The sequence below is a fragment of the Lacihabitans sp. LS3-19 genome (genome assembly GCF_024343575.1).
GTDB lineage: Bacteria > Bacteroidota > Bacteroidia > Cytophagales > Spirosomataceae > Leadbetterella.
Genome location: NZ_RJUA01000115.1, coordinates 89,716 through 109,025, shown reverse-complemented (window position 1 = coordinate 109,025; position 19,310 = coordinate 89,716). Strand labels below are relative to the sequence as shown.

The following is a 19,310-nucleotide window of genomic DNA, read 5'->3' as shown; positions in this document are numbered from 1 at the left end:
TTGTTCAAATTCCTGTCACTATATTTAGTGATTTTGGGCGTCTTTTTTACTTCATAATTTTGCACACCACTTATTAATATAAGAATTAAATGAAACCAATCAGAGCAATAATTATCAGTCTATTTCCTTTAATTATTTCTTCATGTCAGATAAGCAATTTTGCAAGTTTTCAACCCACTAATAAAGAAACATTTACAAAAGAAAACAAGCAAATATTTTCTAAAAAAAGTGAAGAAAAAAAGTGAAAAATTAATAATAGAAGAAAAAATTGAACTTATCATTTTTTTTCGGAATAGGTCCTCTATTAAAACTGCCAAAAGGCAAAAAGAAAATGGCGGCGATTGGTGTTTCGGCAAGTATGGTTTATTTAATTTTCCTTATTGGTATAACTTTAATTTTATTAGGAGCTAGTGTTGGAGATTAAACAGAACATAGTATTTATATCTAAAAAAATAAAACTCTTGAAACAGATATAATAGGTTTAAAACCCAACTTTTTTACATTTCTAAATAAAACAATCTCTAAATATTTGATTTATGTATCCTGTAATTTTTAATATTGATTTTTGGGGTCTTAATTTTCCAATTTATTCATATTCAATTTGCATAGTACTCGGAACCTTCCTAGCTGCTAAATATAGTAAATATTATGCTAAAAAAACATTAGATATAAATCTTGAAAATAACTTCTATTACTTGATTTTTCTTGGTGGATTTATTGGAGGAAAACTTTTATTTTGGCTCGAAAATCCAGGATTTTATATTCAAAACCCTAGAATGCTACTTGATATTTCAGAAGGTGGATTTGTATTTTACGGTTCCTTAATATTTGGCGTTTTAGTTGCTATTTACTATCTAAAGTTTTACCGACTTCCAATATACCAAGTTCTTGACATTATGGTGTTAGCAATACTTATTGCACATAGCTTTGGCAGATTGGGATGCTTTTTTGGTGGATGTTGTTACGGGATACACACTTCGAGCATATTTGGACTAGATTTTGAGGCATCAGGTATCCATAATGTTTTTCCAATTCAACTTTTCGAAGCTATTAGTCTAGGGATAATATTTATTTTTCTACACAATTATTCAAAAAAATATTCAGGCGAAAAAATCATAATTTATCTTTTGAGCTATGGAATTCTAAGATTTTCTCTAGAGTTTTTCAGAGCTGATGTTAGAGGTTTTATCATTCCAAATTATTTATCTCATGCACAGTTTATTTCATTAATATCTATAGTAGGAACATTCATTATATATCTAAAAATAAAAAACAAATCAATTTCTAAACATAATTCTTAAAAAAATGAAAAAAATATTTTCAAATTGGATTTTACCAGCCTTTTTGGGGCTTACAGCTGTACTAATAATTGGTTCTGCTTGCAATATGGGATTTGGGTCAATTAATACCCAAGCTGCAACTTGTGATGAAAACTTATCAGATTTAAAAAAAATAACTGAAACTATTATTTCAAAGAAACTGGGAAAAGATAGCAAAATGGATCTTTTGATACATGAATTTACTTTTACAGTGCCCTCTCCTAAAACCATCTGTAAGATAGGTTATCAAGGAAATGCGAATTTATTTGCAGCAAATCTGCCATATACTATCGAAATAGTGAAAGCCTCAAACAATAGTGTTATTTTCACAATAAATCAAGTTTTCAATGCAACTGAAATGCAATATATTCCTGCAAATGTGAGTCTTGATGCAAGTGAAAAGTACATTATTAGAAGAAAACTGCCTGCTGGCGGGTATTTGAATAAAATTGAAAATACAGAAGGAAGGGCAATTACAAATTTAAACCCTGGAGATTTCCCTTTTGAAACATCAAATTACAGTATTATTGGTGGCCAATTTTATGATACAACACCTGGTCCAGTAGCAAATATCTATTTCCCCTTTATAGATATAATTTTTGAGTCATAAGTGCTTAATTAAATTATTATCACTGCTTATTATAAATTTAAAACTTTTAAATATTAACCTCCAATAATTTCAAATTGGAGGTTTTTTTTATGAGAAATTCATAAAACTTAATTGTGATTGCAAAAATTACAAATTTCCAACTCACTATTATTAGCGATACCGCTGTATAATAATCTTCTCTTTCTTTGTCCTGTAAAAAAAAACAATTCGATGGTTACAAAAAATGGAACCATCAGGATATAAAAGAAAATATTTCCCAAAACAAAAAACATAAACACATGGAAAACTTAATACACATAGGAGGCCGTCAAAATGTAAACCCTTTTGAACTTATCACTTTAAAAGGAGACGTGAATTATACAACAGTACATTTTCAAAATGGTAAAAACAAAATCATTGTAGCCACCACTCTCAAAAAAATCCAAGCACAGCTAGAGCCTTTCCCAAACTTCTTTAGGGTTACTAAATCCACCATCATCAACACAGACTGTATCAAAAAAGTTAAAGACAATCAGATTTTCCTAAATAATGGAGAAAAAATAATTCCTTCTAGACGAAGAACCAAAAGCTTTTTGGGGCATTTGGAAGGGTTAAAGAAATTGGATTGATAGGTTTTCTTTTACAAAAGTTAAATATCTAATGACAAAAAAAAATGAAAAATCTAATTTCTAGCATTTCTCTATTCATTCTGATTTCAACCAATATCGCTTTTTCGCAAGTGAATTACGGAGGCCATACCCTTGCATTGGTAGGAACGGGTACATCAACTTCATTTGAAGACAATGGCTCAAATATTTTTTGGGTTGATACCTGGGCAGGACCAGGAGGTACCAAAACAATCTTTCGGAGAGACAATTATTGGTATATTGTTTACACAGGCTTAGGAATTACTTATTATGCAAATACTTACTACTTATATCGAACCGAAGTTGAACATCCAACAATAAATCCGCCAGCATGTGCACTATGGCAACAATATGTAGTTCCTTTTGGGCCCTATGGTTACCAATGGTATAGTTATCCAAGTTTGCCAATAGCTTCACCTAATGGGCCAATCGTATCACTTACACTAACAGGGCCATCTGCGAGTACGACCGCTTTAGGTTCTACAACAACTGTTATTAATCCCGATTATATTGATTTGGCAAATAAAAACTCAGTACAAATTGCAATTATTCCAAATTCAGCGGGAAGAATCCTATACAATACTTGTGAAGAAAGCATACAATTTAATAATGGTACAAACTGGAAATCTGTCTGGCCTAACTACTCAGACTATAATTTAAACCAAAACCAAGTTTTTAACTTTGGTGATGCTTCTACACAAATATTTGGAACAAATAATAATGGTGGTACTACGCATTTAGTGTTTAAAACTGATGGTGTAGAAAGATTAGTTTTAGGAAAAAACAATTCCCCTTATACTACAAACTTTACTGTTAAAACAGCAATAGCAACTCCAGTAACAAACACAACAGGTGATTATACCTTGGGAGAAGATAACCATATAGTAATTCATTCAGGAACGTCATCAAACACTTTTACACTTCCAAATCCAAATCCTTTAAATGGCCGTGAATACAAGATTGCCAATCCGAGTACCGGAACAGTAACTTTTTCTCCTTATTCCATTATAGGTCTTAGTGGAGGTATATTATCAGCAGGTCAAAACCTAACGATAGTTTCAGACGGATATAACTGGTATAAAATAAACTAAGAAAATAAGCAAATTTCCGAGGCGGCTTGAAGGCGGTAGGGTATAAAATTAATCTTTCAAATATGCAAAACATCTCAAATTTTAATCAAACTGCGTTTAATGATTTATTCAGCTCTAAGAATATTAAAAACTATAGTCTATCAAGAACTTGGTTAAAAATGAATATTCTAAAACCAACAAAAAGCCATAAAAAAGTTTTTATGTTTTTGATTTTATGTTTTGGCTTTGAGGCTTCTATTTTGGCACAATATAATAATTTTGATAATAACTATAATGGTTTAGAAATCTATATAAATCCTAATGTTCCGAGTGCTTTTAATTTCAATACAAATTTTAAGGATGCAGGTACTAATGTTTATAGCTCTTATTATTTTTATTCTTACTCTTCTTTTCGAGCTAATATCTTATTTAGAAAAGATGGGTATTGGTATTATATAGAAAACCTTTATGCGGGTTCTTACCTAGATACTTATAATTATGTAGGTTCCGCTAGGTTAATTGCCAGAACTGCTTTTCAGAATTATACTACAAATCTACCATGTAATGATTTTTGGTTTGTTAATAATGATACGCCCTTGACATGGAATCCAAATAGTAGTACAGCACCAAGCTTGAATAACAGCTATATACCTGGTTTCGTTAGTTTTGGAGGATCTGCACCCTGCTCTTCAAACGCTTATAACATCAGCGGATTAATTTCTAGTGCAACAGTAGCACCAAATTTTATACAATTGCCGCAATCTCTGAACGTTGAAACAAGCTCTGAAACACCTACTGCTGGAAAATTGACATATGATTATATCAGTAATGCTGCTTTAATTGGAAATGGAACATACTGGGAAAATATTTTTACAGAAACTAAAGACATTAACCTATCGGGTCCTAAAAAAATTACATTTAGAAACGATAGTACTCAAATTTATTCGCCCCACTATGACAAAATGGAAATAAAAGCTAACCATTTGTCAGTTAAAAGCAATTCGATTGATTTTGACGCCAAAACATTTGATTATAACTTTAACCACAAATTTATGAATTTACAACAAAATGGTATTACATTTTTCAAGTCCATTACAGTTCCTTTCAGAACTTTTACGGCCTCTACAACTGCTACAGGAAATGATAACGTCTTGATTTATACAGGCAATAACAGCTCACAAACCATTACTTTGCCTTCTTTTCAACCTATAAGTGGCCGATATTATATATTGGCAAATCAGGGCAATAATGTTTCTATTAACATTTCTCCGGCAATAAAAAATGGGTTTTCAACTACTATTTCTGTGCTTCAACCTGGAGAGAGTTTTCATATAGTATATGATGACAATATCAGCAAATGGCGATTAATTTCCAGATCCAACTTGTACTAATTACTAAAATTTGAATTTTTTTAAAAAACTCAAAACGAATGCATTTTGGCTGTTTTTTCCAAGAAAACAATATTAATAATGCTCCGAAATAATAAATTCCATCTCTAATTCTTTGCAAAAAAAGTGACTTTTAAAAGTCCTAAAAAATTAAAATAATACGTTCACTTTAAAGACAACTCGATGAAACACTTAACATTTTTATTACTTTTGATTCTACCCAAAATCGGGTTAAGCCAATTATTCATAAATGAGGTTATGGCATCAAACACCTCAACAATTACAGATAATGACGGTAATTATTCAGATTGGATAGAAATATACAACGCTGGAAACACGCCTGTTGACTTGGCTAATTATTACATCTCAGACTTAACTACAAATCTTACCAAATTTCAATTTACAGGAAATGTAAATCAAGTTGTGGTACCAGCAAATGGATATTTATTAATATGGGCGAGTGGCAACACCTCAGCGGGAAACATACATGCAAATTTCTCTCTTTCATCTACAAATGGAGAAGCGGTGTATTTAACCATGCCTGATGGAATCACTAATATTGATTCAATAATATTCCCACCACAAAGAGATGATGTATCTTATGGCAGATATTCAGATGGCTCCTCAGTAATTAAATATTTTTCTCCTAGCAGCCCTAACATATCTAACAACCCTACAAACGCCTACGACGGCTTCCTTGATCCACCCATATTTTCGAAACAAGGTGGCTTCTTTAATGCTAATTTTAGCTTATCTTTAACCCACTCTGATCCAGCTGTAAGTATTACTTATACAACAGATGGCTCATACCCGAACCCAACTAATACAACAGGCACAACATATCAATATAAAAATACATTTCCGAAAAACCCAGGAGATCCGTTTGGCAGTTTATTAACTAGAAATTATACATCTATACCTTACACAACTCCTATATTCGTACAAGATAAAACAAGCCAAGCCAATCAGATAAGTACGATTTCAAGTACATTTGACCAAACGCCTACTTACATTCCGAACTACCTTATAAAAAAAGGAACTGTAATAAGAGCAGTAGCTTCAAAAGTTGGTTATTTAACTTCTAATGTAGTTACCAATAGCTATTTTTACAGTACCACAGGTAACAACCCCTACAGTTTTCCAGTGGTTTCAATTGCCGCTCAAGAAAATCATCTTTTTGAATACAACCAAGGTATTTATACAGCAGGCGTGATATTTGATAATTTCAGAATTACTAATCCAACCGAACCCGCTGATATATGTACCATAGGGAACTATTCCATGAAAGGCTCAGTTTGGGAACGCCCAGCAAATTTCGAACTAATAGAGACTCAAAACAACATTATAAACCAGAACCTTTCTATTCGAATTCATGGTGGTTGTACAACGTCTTTCCCTTATAAGTCTTTGAGGCTTTATGGTGTAAATAAATTTGACAATAATCCAATATTTCCCCAAAGTCCTAACTTATTACAAGATCGAATTATTTTAAGAAACTCCGGAAACGATTATAACCAAACACTTTTTAAGGATGTGTTTGTTCAAAAATGGATGGAACATTTGAACTTTTCTAGCCAAAAAAGCCGTCAATCAATTTTGTTTTTAAATGGAGAATATTGGGGTATTCATAACATCAGAGACAGAATAGATAACTATTTCTTAAATGGAATTTATGGAGTTGATAAAGACAACCTTGACATGAGAAGTATATCCTGGAATGGCCCAGATGAAATAAACGAGGGTGACGAAATTCATTATGACAACATGTATTCATTTGTGACCTCAAATGACATGAGTGTTCCTGCAAATTATAATGCAGCAATTGAAATGTTGGATCCCGAAAATTTAATTGATTATCAAATAGCTGAAATTTTTATAGGAAATATTGACTGGCCACAAAACAATGTAAAACTTTGGAGAACTCGAAATACTTATAATCCAAATGCTTCTTATGGAAACGATGGAAGGTGGAGGTGGATTCTTTTTGATACAGATCGATCTTTGGGTGAAGTCGTGAATTATCAAAATGCTGATTTATTAAACCAAACAAACCACCCTGACAATATTATTTTTAAGAAATTATTAAACAATACAACCTTCAAAAATCTCTTCATCAATAGATATGCTGATTTATTAAATAGCTCTTTCAAATCTAGTTATTCTTTGCCTTTGTTTAATAATCTTAAAAATATTTACTCACCAGAAATTTTACAACATATTACCAGATGGAAAAATTTAAATAGCGTTGTAGATTGGAACAGTCAATGTGCTATTGTTTCAAACTATATAGTAGGTAGACCTTCTGAAATGTTTAACCAAATAAAAACTTATTTCAATTTGACAGGCGAATACAACCTAACAATAAACACACCTGACACGATAAAAGGCTTTATTAAAGTAAACATAATGGATATAAAAAGCTCTACCAAAGGCATGCCAATTAATGTTAACTCTTGGACAGGTGTATATTTTGATAATATTCCTCTAAAAATAACAGCAGTACCAAATCCAGGTTATAAATTTGCCTACTGGATATTAAATGGAATTCAATTATTTGATCAGACAATAACTATAAATACGTCTTCCGATAAAGTTTACACTGCATATTTCGAGTCTTCAATTTTATCAGAGAATCCAATACCTGAAATAGCAGCAAATATTGCAAATTGTGGATATAGTCTTAACGAATGGTCATCTACAAGTAGTGCGGGAAGTTCACCGTCAAATTCAAAATTCGTATATTTAGACCAACAGAATCCCACAATTAATGCTAATATAGAGGGATTTACTTCTGGTGCTTTTAATCTAACTTCACGTACTAGAATAAATGGACTTGGAAATAATGGCTTTAGTTTTATCAATACCGGAAATGGCAACGTAGGTTATCCTGAGAATAAATTAGGGGGATTTTTACTTGCTATAAATAGTGAAAACCTTGATACCGTAAAAATATCTTGGGTCGGTAGAACTATTACATCAAATCCAAGAAAGTTCAAAATTAGATTGTATTTCAGAGAAGGGGATATTCAGCCTTTTCAGGAATTCTTGCCAATTGTTGAATATTCTGGTAGTAATTTTAACAATGACTCTCTAATTTTTGAGAATATTATATTGCCAATTTCAATGATGAATAAGCCATATGTACAACTTTTTTGGAAATATTATTACACTGGAAATGACATATCTGGCCCAAGGGATGAACTAGCAATTGATAATATAAAAATAGAAGGTATTAAAGTTTATGAAAATCAATTAAATCAAACTTCAATTTTGAATGATAATGTAAACTATATTCATAACACCGGCAAAATTGAAGATGGCATCATAGTCTTTAATAAAACCAATAAAGGAATTTTTTTAAAACCCGGTTTTGAGGCTAAAACAGGCTCGGTCTTTAAAGCAGAAATCTCTGTCTGCCCAGAATAATCATTACAGCTTTATTAGTCTTTTCTAAATTACAATTTGGAAATTTAATAATTTATAATAAAAGCAAATTTCTTAGAATTTACCTTTAAATAAAAAACTCTGAAAAAAAACTGAGCTTTATTCTTTACTTTTTCATTTTTAAGATTCTTTTGTAAAAAAGTGTTCAAAGCCTTTGAAATTCAAATTTTAATTATCTATTATTGCGTAAACATTAAACATCTAAATTTTTTTATCATGAAAAAAATCCTTTCCCTAATCAGCATTCTAGCTCTTAGCTTTACTTTAGCTACTGCTGCAGAACCAATCAATTATGATGCACAAGATATCAACGCTGAGTTTGAGCAACTAAACAAAATTGAGAACTACGTTCAAAACAACGAAGGAACAACTTTGGAATCTTTACAATCTCAAAACTCAAATCTTTTGACTGACATCAATATCGAAGCTGACGCTGCAGCTTCAGTTGCTGCTTCTGACCTTCCAGCTGGTATCCCAGCATTCTGGTGGGGATGTGTGCTTACCATCTTGGGAGTAATTTTAGTTTATGTATTGACTGACAAAGACAATGCTCAAACGAAAAAAGCCCTTATGGGATGTATAGTTACTGGTGGAGTTTATATATTATATTATGTTTTCTGGGTAGCATTAACCATATTCTAATATATCTCAAAAATATATTGAAGAGGCTCAAGCAAACGCTTGGGCCTCTTTTTTTTGGCTCAAATATTTTATTAATAGATTTAAAAAATATGTATGTTTGCAAAAAAATCAATTTTCATAAAAAAAATATCACCAAAAGATGAAAAAAATCACCTTCCTAGTCCTATTAATTACTTGTTTTTATTCTAACGTTTTTGCAGGGGATCCATTTCAAAAATTTGATACAGATAAAGAGTTTGAAAAACTTAGTAAAGTTGAAAACTACGTCAATATAAACCAAGGTACTACTCTAGAAGATTTACAATTAGCAAATTCTTCCCTTTTAGAAAATATTGATATTTCTGCAAACATTGATTCAAGTATCTCTAATTCGGACTTACCCGGAAACATTCCTCCTTTTTGGTGGGGCTTCTGCCTTTCTGTGGCTGGTTTGTTGATTGTTTTGATTATGGCTGATGGAGATAAAGACTTAACTAAAAAAGCGGCCTTAGGTTGTATATTATCAGGGGTTGTAGGATGTGTTGCTTATGTAGGTATTTATGTTTACATATTTGGCAATGCATTTCTTTGGGCTAATTCAACTTATTAATTAATATTCCAATGGATTTTTAGCTATTTTGCTTTTCCACCTATTAATTATTTTTTTGTCAAAAAAAATAACCAAAAAACTGGCATTAAATTAGGAAGGTTTTAAAGTAGTCTAAAATTTTAATGTTTAGACTACTTTTTCTATAAAATTATCAATTGTAATTTTCTCGCATGAAATTTGCACTAGTAAAAGAAATATTTTTTTCCATTCATAATTAAAATCATAATGAAGAAACTCACAATTCTTTTTATTCTATCCTTTACTATTTTCTCTCAGATTCATGCAGAAGATGTTTTCACAAAACCAAACACAGATCAAGAATTTCATCAATTAAACAAAATTGAAGCTTTTGTAAACGCTAACGAAGGTAAAACCCTAGCAAACATCAAAACTGAAAACCCAGAATTAGTAGCTAATCTTAACATTTCTGATAATGTTAGTGCCTCTATTCTTGAAGGTGAACTTCCTGGTAACATTCCAGCATTTTGGTGGGGATTTTGCCTTGGTATTTTAGGAATCCTTTTATTGTATTTACTAACCGATGGCGATAAAGATGCGGTGAACAAAGCCGTAAAAGGTTGTGCCATTTCGATGGGAACTATTGCAGTAGTGTATTTGGGCTTAGTGATATTTGCACTAATTGCCGGATCAAGCACTTATTACTACTAAGATTCTGAAATAAACCAGTTTTTTTTCTTAATAAATCGTTAAAAATAGTCTAAACTTTAATAGCTTAGACTATTTTTGTATATCCTAAAAAATATTGAATGAAGCGACTGGTTTTCTTATTTTTAATTACTTTTTCTTTTATTTCTAAATCTGAAGCACAGCAATTTTATAGATTCAAAGCTGATGTTTCTATAAAAGATAAACTTTCGAATGGCACTTATAGATTGACCATGGGGAAAGTTTATTACGACAAAATCTACAAAAAGATAGTCTATAAACTTATTTTCCCTAAAAATGAAACTATGGTCGTTCAGGATACTACTATGTACACACTGAACGATAAAAACATAATTACCTCAGCTTCCCGAACATTCCTAATTCCTGAGTTTACTGCCTTTCACTTGGCTCTTTCAGGTCAGTTGTTTGACTACGGCCTTAAACCTAAAAACAACGAAAAATCACTTTTCAAAATCGGAAAAATAGAGAAAACATCCACAGGTGTATTGACCACTTGGATACCTTCTGAAGATCAGTACAAAAAAGTATTCGGAAATATCCAGATGCAAACTGTAAACAAACGCCTTGATGCCATGATTTTCTACAACACCAAGGGTGCGGTGGTCAGTCAACAGTTTTTTAAAAAATATGTAAACGTAAAAGGAGTTGAATTTCCGACAGAGGTAACAATGATAAGTATCTCAGAAAAAGGAGAGAAAAACATACAGTTAACTACCTACAAAAACGTTGTAATAGACCAAACAAATGAAGATGAAATATATCGCTACAAGTTGCCTATTACTAGGTCTGCTGCTATCAAAAAATGATACTTCAGCTCAGGTAGGCCTTTATAGAAATGTCCTTCCTGATGGTAACATAAAAAAAGAATACACGGAAGCAAAAAACAACCAAAACGAAGTTCAAGTATTATTTTCGGGCTTGTTTTTGTTTTACAAAACATTTTTCTCTTCCCAAGACCTCACGGTTTGCACCTTTTCTCCTTCTTGCTCTGAATACGGTATTTTGGCAGTTAAAAAATTCGGAATGATAAAAGGTGGGGTTATGACCATGGACAGACTTACACGCTGCAATGGACTCACACCTCAAAACTACGAAATAGACAAAAAAACAATGCTTCTAAAAGACGAACCGGGTGCTGACAATGCTGTTCCGGTTGTTTCTACTATAAAATAATGCCTAAATGAGAATACTTTTTCTTTTACTTATTAGTTTTTCTACAATAGCTCAGGATCTATACAATTTTGAAAACTCCAAAAAATACGGAGATTATCTATTAAAATCCGGTCAATATGAATTAGCTGGAAAAGAGTTTGAACGTTTAGTTTACTTTACACCTGAAAGCGACACTTTAAAAACACAATTGTTGAAATCATACAGACTTTCAAACCAAACTAATATTGGGATTTTCAGAACAAAACAGCTTTATCCTGATGCCCAAACTATTCCTTTCGCTCCAGCTTTGGAATACGCCAAACTTTTGATGCAAAACAAAGATTGGGAAAATGCAAGAACGTTTTGGACTAATAACCAAAATTTCAAACCAGATGATAAAACTATTTTCAATACCACTTCAGAGATATTTAACAATGATTTTAAAGCTGCCAGAAATAGTTTAGAAAATATTCAGAACAAGGAATTTTATGTCGCTGAGGGTTATAAAACCATTTTAGAAAAAGAAACACATAAGAAAAGCCCTGCTCTGGCTGGTATCATGTCGGCAGTAGTACCCGGTACTGGAAAAGCTTATTCTAACAACTGGAAGGATGGACTAGTTTCCTTGTTTTTTACGGCGGGTATGGCGTTTCAATCTTACAGAAACTTCAACAAACATGGCGTAAATAATTACAGAGGATGGTTGTATGGCGGAATTGGCTTTGGTTTTTACCTTGGCAATATTTATGGTTCCGTAAAATCTACCAAAGACTTTAACAAAAAGAAAATCAACAAATTACAGCATGAAGCTAGCGACATTTTTAATTCTTATTATTAATGTTTGGGTAGCTAATGCCCAAGACTTAAACCAGACCGTGGCGTTTGCCAATAAACTCTATGAGGAGAAATCTTATCAAAATGCCATGGAAGCTTACAAGAGGGCTTTGTATTTTGATGCAGAAAGTAATTTTGCAACCCAAATCTACCCAAAAGTAGCAGATTGTCTCTACAATATTCAAGACTACAGACAGGCGACAGAATATTACGAATTAGCCTACTTTTCGACCGAAGATCAAGCTCTGAAAAACCAATATTTGCTAAAAAAAATATCTTGTTTCTTAATAATTCAAGATTATGACTATGCTGAAATTGAAATGCTAAATCTACCCGAGGTACTTACTGACGAAGAATCAAAAGAAAAGATTTTCTATGAAGCAATGTTAAGGTTTGCTAAAGGAGAATTTCCCGAATCAAAATCAGCATTTAGTCAAATAATAGAAGACTCAACAATAGTGAATGAACTCTTTAAGAAAAATGACAAAATAAGCAAAATAAGCCCTAGAAAGGCAAAAATATTGAGTATTATTATGCCTGGCTTGGGTCAACTTTACGTAGGAGATGTTAAAAACGGCTTAAACTCATTTGTACTAACTACAGGTCTGATAGCTCTTGGTCTACGTTCAGCTATTTTGGTTAGCCCACTTGATGCAGGCATTTCGATTTTACCTTGGTTTCAACGCTATTACCAAGGCGGATACAAAAAAGCAGAAATAATAGCAGTGGCAAAAATTCAAGAAAAAAGGTACAAAGTCTTTAACAAATTGCTAGATGAGGTAGAAAAAAAACAATAGTGATTTAAATTATTTTTTACATAACTACCTAACCAACAACCTCCTGATAGCAATCGGGATACCAAAAATAAATTGACAAATAACTAATTATCCAATAACAAATTAAGCAATAACTATTTTACCAAAAACCAATTAATTAATCCCAAACCTCAAAAAGCTATTCCATTATTTTTCAAAATTTGTATTGCCTCAGGTTTTCCTTTTTTAGCAGCTTTTATATACCAATCCTTAGCTACCTCTATTTTGCCCCTATTAGCATAATTTATTCCAATATTATAGTCATAATCACCAGTGGTGTCATAAACTGTAGCTCTCTGCCAATATTCTACAGCTTTTTCATTTTGGTTTAAATCACTAAATGTTACACCAATATTTTTATATGCAGGCAGATAGCTTGGAGATTTATTAATCAATTCTTCCAAAAGCTTGATTTCAGTTTGAAAATCACCTCTTAGTCTGTGCATATAAGCAATATTCAAATAAACATCCCAATTTTCAGGATCTAGTTTTATCACTTCTTCAAACACCTTATTTGACTCATCAAACCGCTTTAAGTTCATTAGCGTCTGAGCATAAGAATTCATGTATTCTTTATTTTCAGGGGCATCTTTTACAGCTTTTTCTGCATAAGGAAGTGCTTCCTGATATTTTTCAGTTTTTAACAATGCCAAAGCTGTCAACCAATCGGTCCGAGGAGATTTAGGCAAATAAGTTTGGGCTCTTTCTAAATATGTCAAAGCACTGCTATAATCACCTTCGTCAATGAACATTGACCCAATAGTACGACAGACATCGGCATTTTTGAAGCCGTTATTATCAGCCCTCACCAAATATTGCTTCGCCATCGGGAATTCTTTTTCCCCTAAATAATACCACCCTATGTTGCTTAACACCATAGCGTCTTCTGGATAAAATTTTTCTGCTGGTTTGAAAAGCGTGAAGCCATTTTTCCAATGTCCAGTTTGGAAAAAAGTCATACCAGACCAAACGATAACAAGTCCATATGATAATATCTTACTTATTTCATTTTTGATATTCCCTAAAACCCATGCCAATAAAAACAATGGTCCAACAGAAGACAAGTAATAATACCTATCTGCCACTATTGCACTACCTACTGGTAATATTTGAATTACTGTTGAAATAGCAATAGTAAAAAATGCTGCTGCCCACCAAATTTGCTTATTTTTTCTACCTAACCAATATACCAAAACGCCAAAAATTATCATTCCAAAAACTGCCAAATTATATACACTTGGAAGGCTACCTCCCGGCTTACCTGGATAAGGATAAAATGGCAAAAGGTTGATTGGTAGAATTGTTTTTACCCAATAAAAAAGATAAGAATAACATACAATTCTGAACCGCTCAGAAGCCGTATAGGCAGCCTTTATAACTGAGGTAGCATCTGCACCAGCATCTTTTTGAGCTGTAGTAGCAATGTATGCGAAAAATAAAGTTATTGCGAAATAAGGTATTTTATCGAATAGAACTTTCATAGAAAATTTCTTATCCAACATCCACCAATCCGTCACAATCAATATAGCCGGTAGAACTACCGCCATACCTTTTGACAAACAACTTGCAATAAATAATACCAATGAAATTACATAGAACTTTTTAGAACGAGTTTCGGCATATTTCAAATAAAAATGAAAAGATAAAAATAGAAATAATGTATAAAGTACGTCTTTACGCTCAGCCGCCCAAGCCACTGACTCTACATGTAAAGGATGCACTGCAAAGAAAAATGCCAACAAAACCGCTACAGTATTTTTTAGATTTAGCTGCTTTGAGATTTTAAAAAGCATAAAACTATTAATTCCATGAAGCAGTAAATTGTCAAAATGATATAACCATGGTTTCTCCCCTACTATCAGATACTCTAGAGCCAATGACAACATAGTAATTGGATGATAGTTACCCACATGAAACCCTGTTAGCAAAGTCTTAATATCAAATGCTTTAACGGCTTCATTCAGTCTAATATACGGATCGTCATCCCAAACTAAATTATTGTCCCAAACCTTGAAATAGATTAAGAATATCAAAGTCATTAATCCTCCAAATACCATCCATTTGTTCAATTCTTGCTCTAAAACAGGGGTTTCTAATTCTAATTTCTTACCTTTCTGATTGGGAACTTGCTTGGCCATATATAGTTTTAAATATTATAAAGGGTTCATTAATTGATTTTTTGTAACAAAATACTGAAATTTACGTTTTCTTGAAGTTTTAAAAAATCAAACAAAAATAATTTAAAATTCTTAATTAAAAATACTGGTTTTTATTCAAACTAACATATATCCAATGCGAATACTCATTTTTATACTTTTTATTTCTTTTACCGCTTTCTCTCAGGCTGCTGTTGATGAGCCACAAGACCAGAAAATTCAGGCAAAAGAATTAAAAGCTGAGCAATCGTTTTCAGATGGCATGAAGTATTTTTTGATTGAAGATTTCAAAAAAGCGGAAGAAATTTTCAAAAACAACCTTATTGCTTTTGGGGAATCAGCCACCAATAGCTTCATGTTATCTAAAACTGAACTCGCATTAGACAAACTGGAATTAGCCCTAAATTCAGCAAAAAAAGCTGTAGATGAAGAAAAAGACAATTTCTTTTTTATTCAACATCTAGCTAATTTACAATTTAAAACCAATCAATATAAAGAAGCAGAAAGCTCTCTTAAAAAAGCGATAAAACTTAATCCAAACTATGTTGAGGGTTATCTCCTTTTAGTGGACACCTATTTGATTTTAGGAAAAGAATCCGATGCGATTAAAACATTGGATGAAATGGAAAAAAATATGGGGCCTTCAGAGAAAATAACTGAAGCAAAACAAGCCATATTTCTTAAGCAAAACAAAGTAGATGCCGCCCTCAAAGTAGGTAAAAAAATGGTAAAAGAAGACCCTGAGTATGTTTTGCAACAAGCCAAAATAATGATCAGCAATAATAGGTTTTCTGAGGCTACGCAATTACTCAAAAACGCTATAGACGAAAACGAAAATTTTGTGGATGCTTATGGAATACTAGCGGAATCTTATGCCAAACAAAATGATAAACAAGGCACTAGTGATGTATTAAAAGCCGTATTGGCACAGTCATCATTACCTTTTGCCCTGAAAGCCAATGTGTTAGGGGCGTATTTTTCTACAATAAAAAACTATGGAGAGGAAGACCTTAAAAATGCATTGGATTTTTGCAATCAACTAAGTGCTCAACACCCAAAAGAAGCCCGAACTTATGTCTACAAAGGGGACGTATTAATAAAAAGTAATCAAATACAAGCGGGTAGAGATGCCTATCTTCAAGCTGTTAAATACGACAGTGGAATATTTGAGGCTTGGCTGGCTATAATTGAGTTAGATGTAAAACTTTCACTATATAGCGATTTGGTAAAACATGCAGAAAAAGCACTTGAATATTATCCTAATCAAGCGTATTTCTGGTACCATTTAGGATTTGGACAAATGCAAACCAAAGTTTACGATGATGCCATGATATCTTTTGAAGAAGCACAAGCTATCAATGCTAATAACAAAGAGCTAGCTCAACACATAAAAGCCAACATAGCCGAAATATATGGTTTACAAGGAAAAGACCAAAAAGCGACTTTAATCTTTGAGGAAGTTTTAAATGAAAATCCAAAAAATGAACAAGCACTTAATAATTATAGCCTGCTTTTAGCGAATACCAAAAAAGACATTTCTAAAGCACTCGAATTAGCAGAAAACCTTACCAAACTTTATCCTTCAAATCCAGCCAATTATGACACCAAAGCTTGGGTATTCTTCAAAAATGACGATTATAAAAAAGCCAATGAAACTATAGATATAGCCCTATCAAAAACAGATAAACCAAGTGAGTTAATCCTAGAGCACAAGGGCGACATTTTATTTAAACTTGGGCAAACTGAAAACGCTGTAAACTATTGGCAGAAAGCATATAATATTACAAAATCCAACAAAAAACTTGAAAACAAAATAGGACAAAAAACCATTATTGAATAAAATGAACATTAACCTTAAATTATTAATTTTAGGTATCCCTTTGCTATTTTTAGCTTCTTGTAGAAGCCATAAAATGAAAAAAAACACAGTAATATTGGGCTCCACTGTAAGCGATTCCGTTGTAGTTAAAATAGACACAGTCGCTATAACCGAGCCCCTAAAGACAGAAAAAGTGTATTTTGAAACTGAGGATGTTGATTTTGAAAAACTAAAAATAAAATCAAAAATAACGCTCAAAACAGAAAAAATAAACCAAACCATACCTGCCACAATCCATGTAAAAAAAGACAGTGTAATTTGGATATCAATAGCCATGGGATTGGAAGCGGCCCGTGTTAGTATTAACCCAGACACATTGTTTTTATTAGACAGACTAAACAGGAATTATTACAAAGTGAGTTTTGTCGAACTTAGCAAACAGTTTGATTTTGAAATAGATTTTAAAATGATACAATCCCTTTTGGTAGGCAATTTACCTGTAGCTTTAGATACCAATGATGTATATTTCAAAAAAAATGAGTTCAATTCTATAATTCAAAGTAGAAATGATGTATCCATTGAAAATCGATTCGATTTAAATAAAAATAAGCTCTATTATATAGAAGCCGAAGATAAAAAAACTGAAACAAAGCTAAATATTGATTACAAAAGTTTTATAATAGAAGATAATAAACTTGTGCCAACTATCATTTCTTTATTAATTTTAGGTAAAAACGAGGCTAAAATCGAATTTGAACATACAAAATTCGATTTTTTAGACAGAAATATTCGTTTTCCTTTTAATATCCCTAAAGGATATAAACTTGAAAAAATCCCTAATTTCTAAAAATTAGGTCTAATTATGAGAAAAATAATCCTAATAGTTTTCACATTCTTTATAGCTTTTTCTGCTTTGGCACAAAGTCAAAAAAGTAGAACGAAATTAGAATATGAAAAAAAACAAAACCTTAAAAAAATAGCTCAAGTAAAAAAAATATTGAGTCAAACCCTTAAGGAAAAACAAAGTTCGATAGGAGAAATAAAAGCCATAAATAAGCAAATAGAAAACCAACAAAAAAAAATAGAGCTTGCTAAGGAAGATATTGAGCTTATAAAATTAGAAATGGTAGAAATAGAAAAGGCACAAAATGACCTTTTCAAGCAACTTAAAGCTCTCCAAACCGAATATTCTGAAACTATTTATAGAGAATCAAAAAATAGTAGTAAACTCACCAAAATGGGTTTCCTGTTTTCTGCTACGTCATTTTCTGATTTATTTATGAGGTATAAATATTTAGAACAATATACTGAAAGCCGAAAAACGCAATTACTTCAAATCAAGAAAATTGGCGAAATGCTAAAAGAACGCCAAAGAAAGCTGTTAGACAAAAAAATGACGCAGCAAAATCTCATAAATGTTGTCAAAATAGAAAACAAAAGCTTAGAAGCCCTTAAAGAAAAGCAAACACTAATAGTTGGAAATCTTAGTGAAAAAGAAGGCGAGTTAAAAAGTGAATTAGAAAAATCCAGAGCAGCATTATCTAGCCTAAACTCAGTGATTGCCAATGCAATAGCCAAAGAAAAAAGTGCTAGAAAAGTGCCCGCCTCCAGAACTGAAAGACAAAAAGAAATAGCGGAAAGAGAGAAGAAAATGTTGGCTGATAGAAAAGCTGCCAACAAAAAAAATAGAACAGAAAAGGCCGTAGATTCTGAAAAAGATATTTTACCTGAAAAAGTTGAAATAATTGCTAATTCAAATTTTGGAAAACAAAAATCTAGACTCCCGTGGCCTGTAAATGGTTTTGTTTCAGATAAGTTTGGCGTAAAAAATCATCCTGTACTTAAAAACTTAAAAATAGATAACAACGGCATTGATATACAATCGGAGGCAAATGCACCGGTTTCTGCGGTATATGAGGGTATTGTTCTAGATATCTCAGAAATTCCTGGGCTTAATAATGTAGTAGCTATCCAACATGGGGATTACTATACAGTCTACGCTAACCTCGAACAGGTAAACGTCAGCATAAACCAAAAAGTAGATATAAGGCAGCAGATAGGCACTGTGGCCTATAAAGACGGAAGTCCAGAGATAAATTTTCAGATTTGGCACAATTTTGACAAACTAAACCCTGAGCCTTGGCTCGGCTCTAAATAAT

At 32.2% G+C, this 19,310-nt stretch carries 18 protein-coding genes; 17 read left to right on the top strand and 1 reads right to left on the bottom strand.

Translation table 11 applies throughout. The features are described 5' to 3' along the window. Positions 1-268: 268 nt before the first annotated feature. The 14 genes from EGI22_RS17435 (at position 269) to EGI22_RS17370 (ending at position 13,158) form a co-directional block, all read left to right on the top strand. Positions 269-424 (top strand): hypothetical protein, encoded by a 156-nt coding sequence (locus tag EGI22_RS17435; RefSeq protein ID WP_255069717.1) that lies wholly within the window; start codon positions 269-271, stop codon positions 422-424. 112 nt (positions 425-536) lie between these two features. Further along, the gene (locus EGI22_RS17430; RefSeq protein WP_255069716.1) at positions 537-1,301 is read left to right on the top strand and encodes a prolipoprotein diacylglyceryl transferase; all 765 of its coding nucleotides are present in this window, start codon (positions 537-539) and stop codon (positions 1,299-1,301) included. Between the two features lie 4 nt (positions 1,302-1,305). Then, complete coding sequence (locus EGI22_RS17425; protein ID WP_255069715.1) at positions 1,306-1,929, top strand: hypothetical protein; 624 nt, start codon at positions 1,306-1,308, stop codon at positions 1,927-1,929. A 278-nt stretch (positions 1,930-2,207) separates the two neighbouring features. Next, positions 2,208-2,537 carry a LytTR family DNA-binding domain-containing protein gene (locus EGI22_RS17420; RefSeq protein WP_255069714.1) on the top strand — a complete coding sequence of 110 codons (330 nt, stop codon included), beginning with the start codon at positions 2,208-2,210 and terminating at the stop codon, positions 2,535-2,537. 44 nt (positions 2,538-2,581) lie between these two features. Then, positions 2,582-3,646: a hypothetical protein gene (locus tag EGI22_RS17415; RefSeq protein WP_255069713.1), complete on the top strand. Its 1,065-nt coding sequence runs from the start codon at positions 2,582-2,584 to the stop codon at positions 3,644-3,646. Positions 3,647-3,708: 62 nt separating this feature from the next. Next, on the top strand, positions 3,709-5,016 hold the full coding sequence (locus EGI22_RS17410) for a hypothetical protein (RefSeq protein WP_255069712.1): 1,308 nt from the start codon (positions 3,709-3,711) through the stop codon (positions 5,014-5,016). 180 nt (positions 5,017-5,196) lie between these two features. Further along, entirely contained in the window at positions 5,197-8,439 is a 3,243-nt protein-coding gene (locus EGI22_RS17405; protein WP_255069711.1) for a CotH kinase family protein, read from the top strand. A gap of 234 nt (positions 8,440-8,673) precedes the next feature. Next, positions 8,674-9,099 carry a hypothetical protein gene (locus EGI22_RS17400; RefSeq protein WP_255069710.1) on the top strand — a complete coding sequence of 142 codons (426 nt, stop codon included), beginning with the start codon at positions 8,674-8,676 and terminating at the stop codon, positions 9,097-9,099. A 139-nt stretch (positions 9,100-9,238) separates the two neighbouring features. Then, positions 9,239-9,688, top strand: coding sequence for a hypothetical protein (locus EGI22_RS17395; RefSeq protein WP_255069708.1), 450 nt, complete (start codon positions 9,239-9,241; stop codon positions 9,686-9,688). A gap of 225 nt (positions 9,689-9,913) precedes the next feature. Beyond that, positions 9,914-10,357, top strand: coding sequence for a hypothetical protein (locus tag EGI22_RS17390; RefSeq protein ID WP_255069707.1), 444 nt, complete (start codon positions 9,914-9,916; stop codon positions 10,355-10,357). 98 nt (positions 10,358-10,455) lie between these two features. Then, entirely contained in the window at positions 10,456-11,181 is a 726-nt protein-coding gene (locus EGI22_RS17385; protein ID WP_255069706.1) for a hypothetical protein, read from the top strand. Further along, positions 11,126-11,548 carry a membrane protein insertion efficiency factor YidD gene (gene yidD, locus EGI22_RS17380; protein ID WP_255069705.1) on the top strand — a complete coding sequence of 141 codons (423 nt, stop codon included), beginning with the start codon at positions 11,126-11,128 and terminating at the stop codon, positions 11,546-11,548. The genes EGI22_RS17385 and yidD overlap by 56 nt, the downstream gene beginning before the upstream one ends. A 7-nt stretch (positions 11,549-11,555) precedes the next feature. Beyond that, a complete protein-coding gene (locus EGI22_RS17375; protein ID WP_255069704.1) occupies positions 11,556-12,365 on the top strand; it encodes a hypothetical protein in 810 nt (269 codons plus the stop codon). Continuing rightward, a complete protein-coding gene (locus EGI22_RS17370; protein ID WP_255069703.1) occupies positions 12,331-13,158 on the top strand; it encodes a hypothetical protein in 828 nt (275 codons plus the stop codon). The genes EGI22_RS17375 and EGI22_RS17370 overlap by 35 nt, the downstream gene beginning before the upstream one ends. Before the next feature lie 149 nt (positions 13,159-13,307). Here EGI22_RS17370 and EGI22_RS17365 read toward each other — a convergent pair whose 3' ends face one another. Continuing rightward, complete coding sequence (locus tag EGI22_RS17365) at positions 13,308-15,314, bottom strand: tetratricopeptide repeat protein (RefSeq protein ID WP_255069702.1); 2,007 nt, start codon at positions 15,312-15,314, stop codon at positions 13,308-13,310. 154 nt (positions 15,315-15,468) lie between these two features. Between EGI22_RS17365 and EGI22_RS17360 the strand changes: the two genes are divergently transcribed. The 3 genes from EGI22_RS17360 (at position 15,469) to EGI22_RS17350 (ending at position 19,309) form a co-directional block, all read left to right on the top strand. Further along, positions 15,469-17,172 carry a tetratricopeptide repeat protein gene (locus EGI22_RS17360; protein ID WP_255069701.1) on the top strand — a complete coding sequence of 568 codons (1,704 nt, stop codon included), beginning with the start codon at positions 15,469-15,471 and terminating at the stop codon, positions 17,170-17,172. Between the two features lie 73 nt (positions 17,173-17,245). Then, entirely contained in the window at positions 17,246-17,998 is a 753-nt protein-coding gene (locus EGI22_RS17355; RefSeq protein WP_255069700.1) for a DUF4292 domain-containing protein, read from the top strand. A gap of 15 nt (positions 17,999-18,013) precedes the next feature. Continuing rightward, positions 18,014-19,309 carry a murein hydrolase activator EnvC gene (locus EGI22_RS17350; RefSeq protein ID WP_255069699.1) on the top strand — a complete coding sequence of 432 codons (1,296 nt, stop codon included), beginning with the start codon at positions 18,014-18,016 and terminating at the stop codon, positions 19,307-19,309. Position 19,310: the final 1 nt, after the last annotated feature.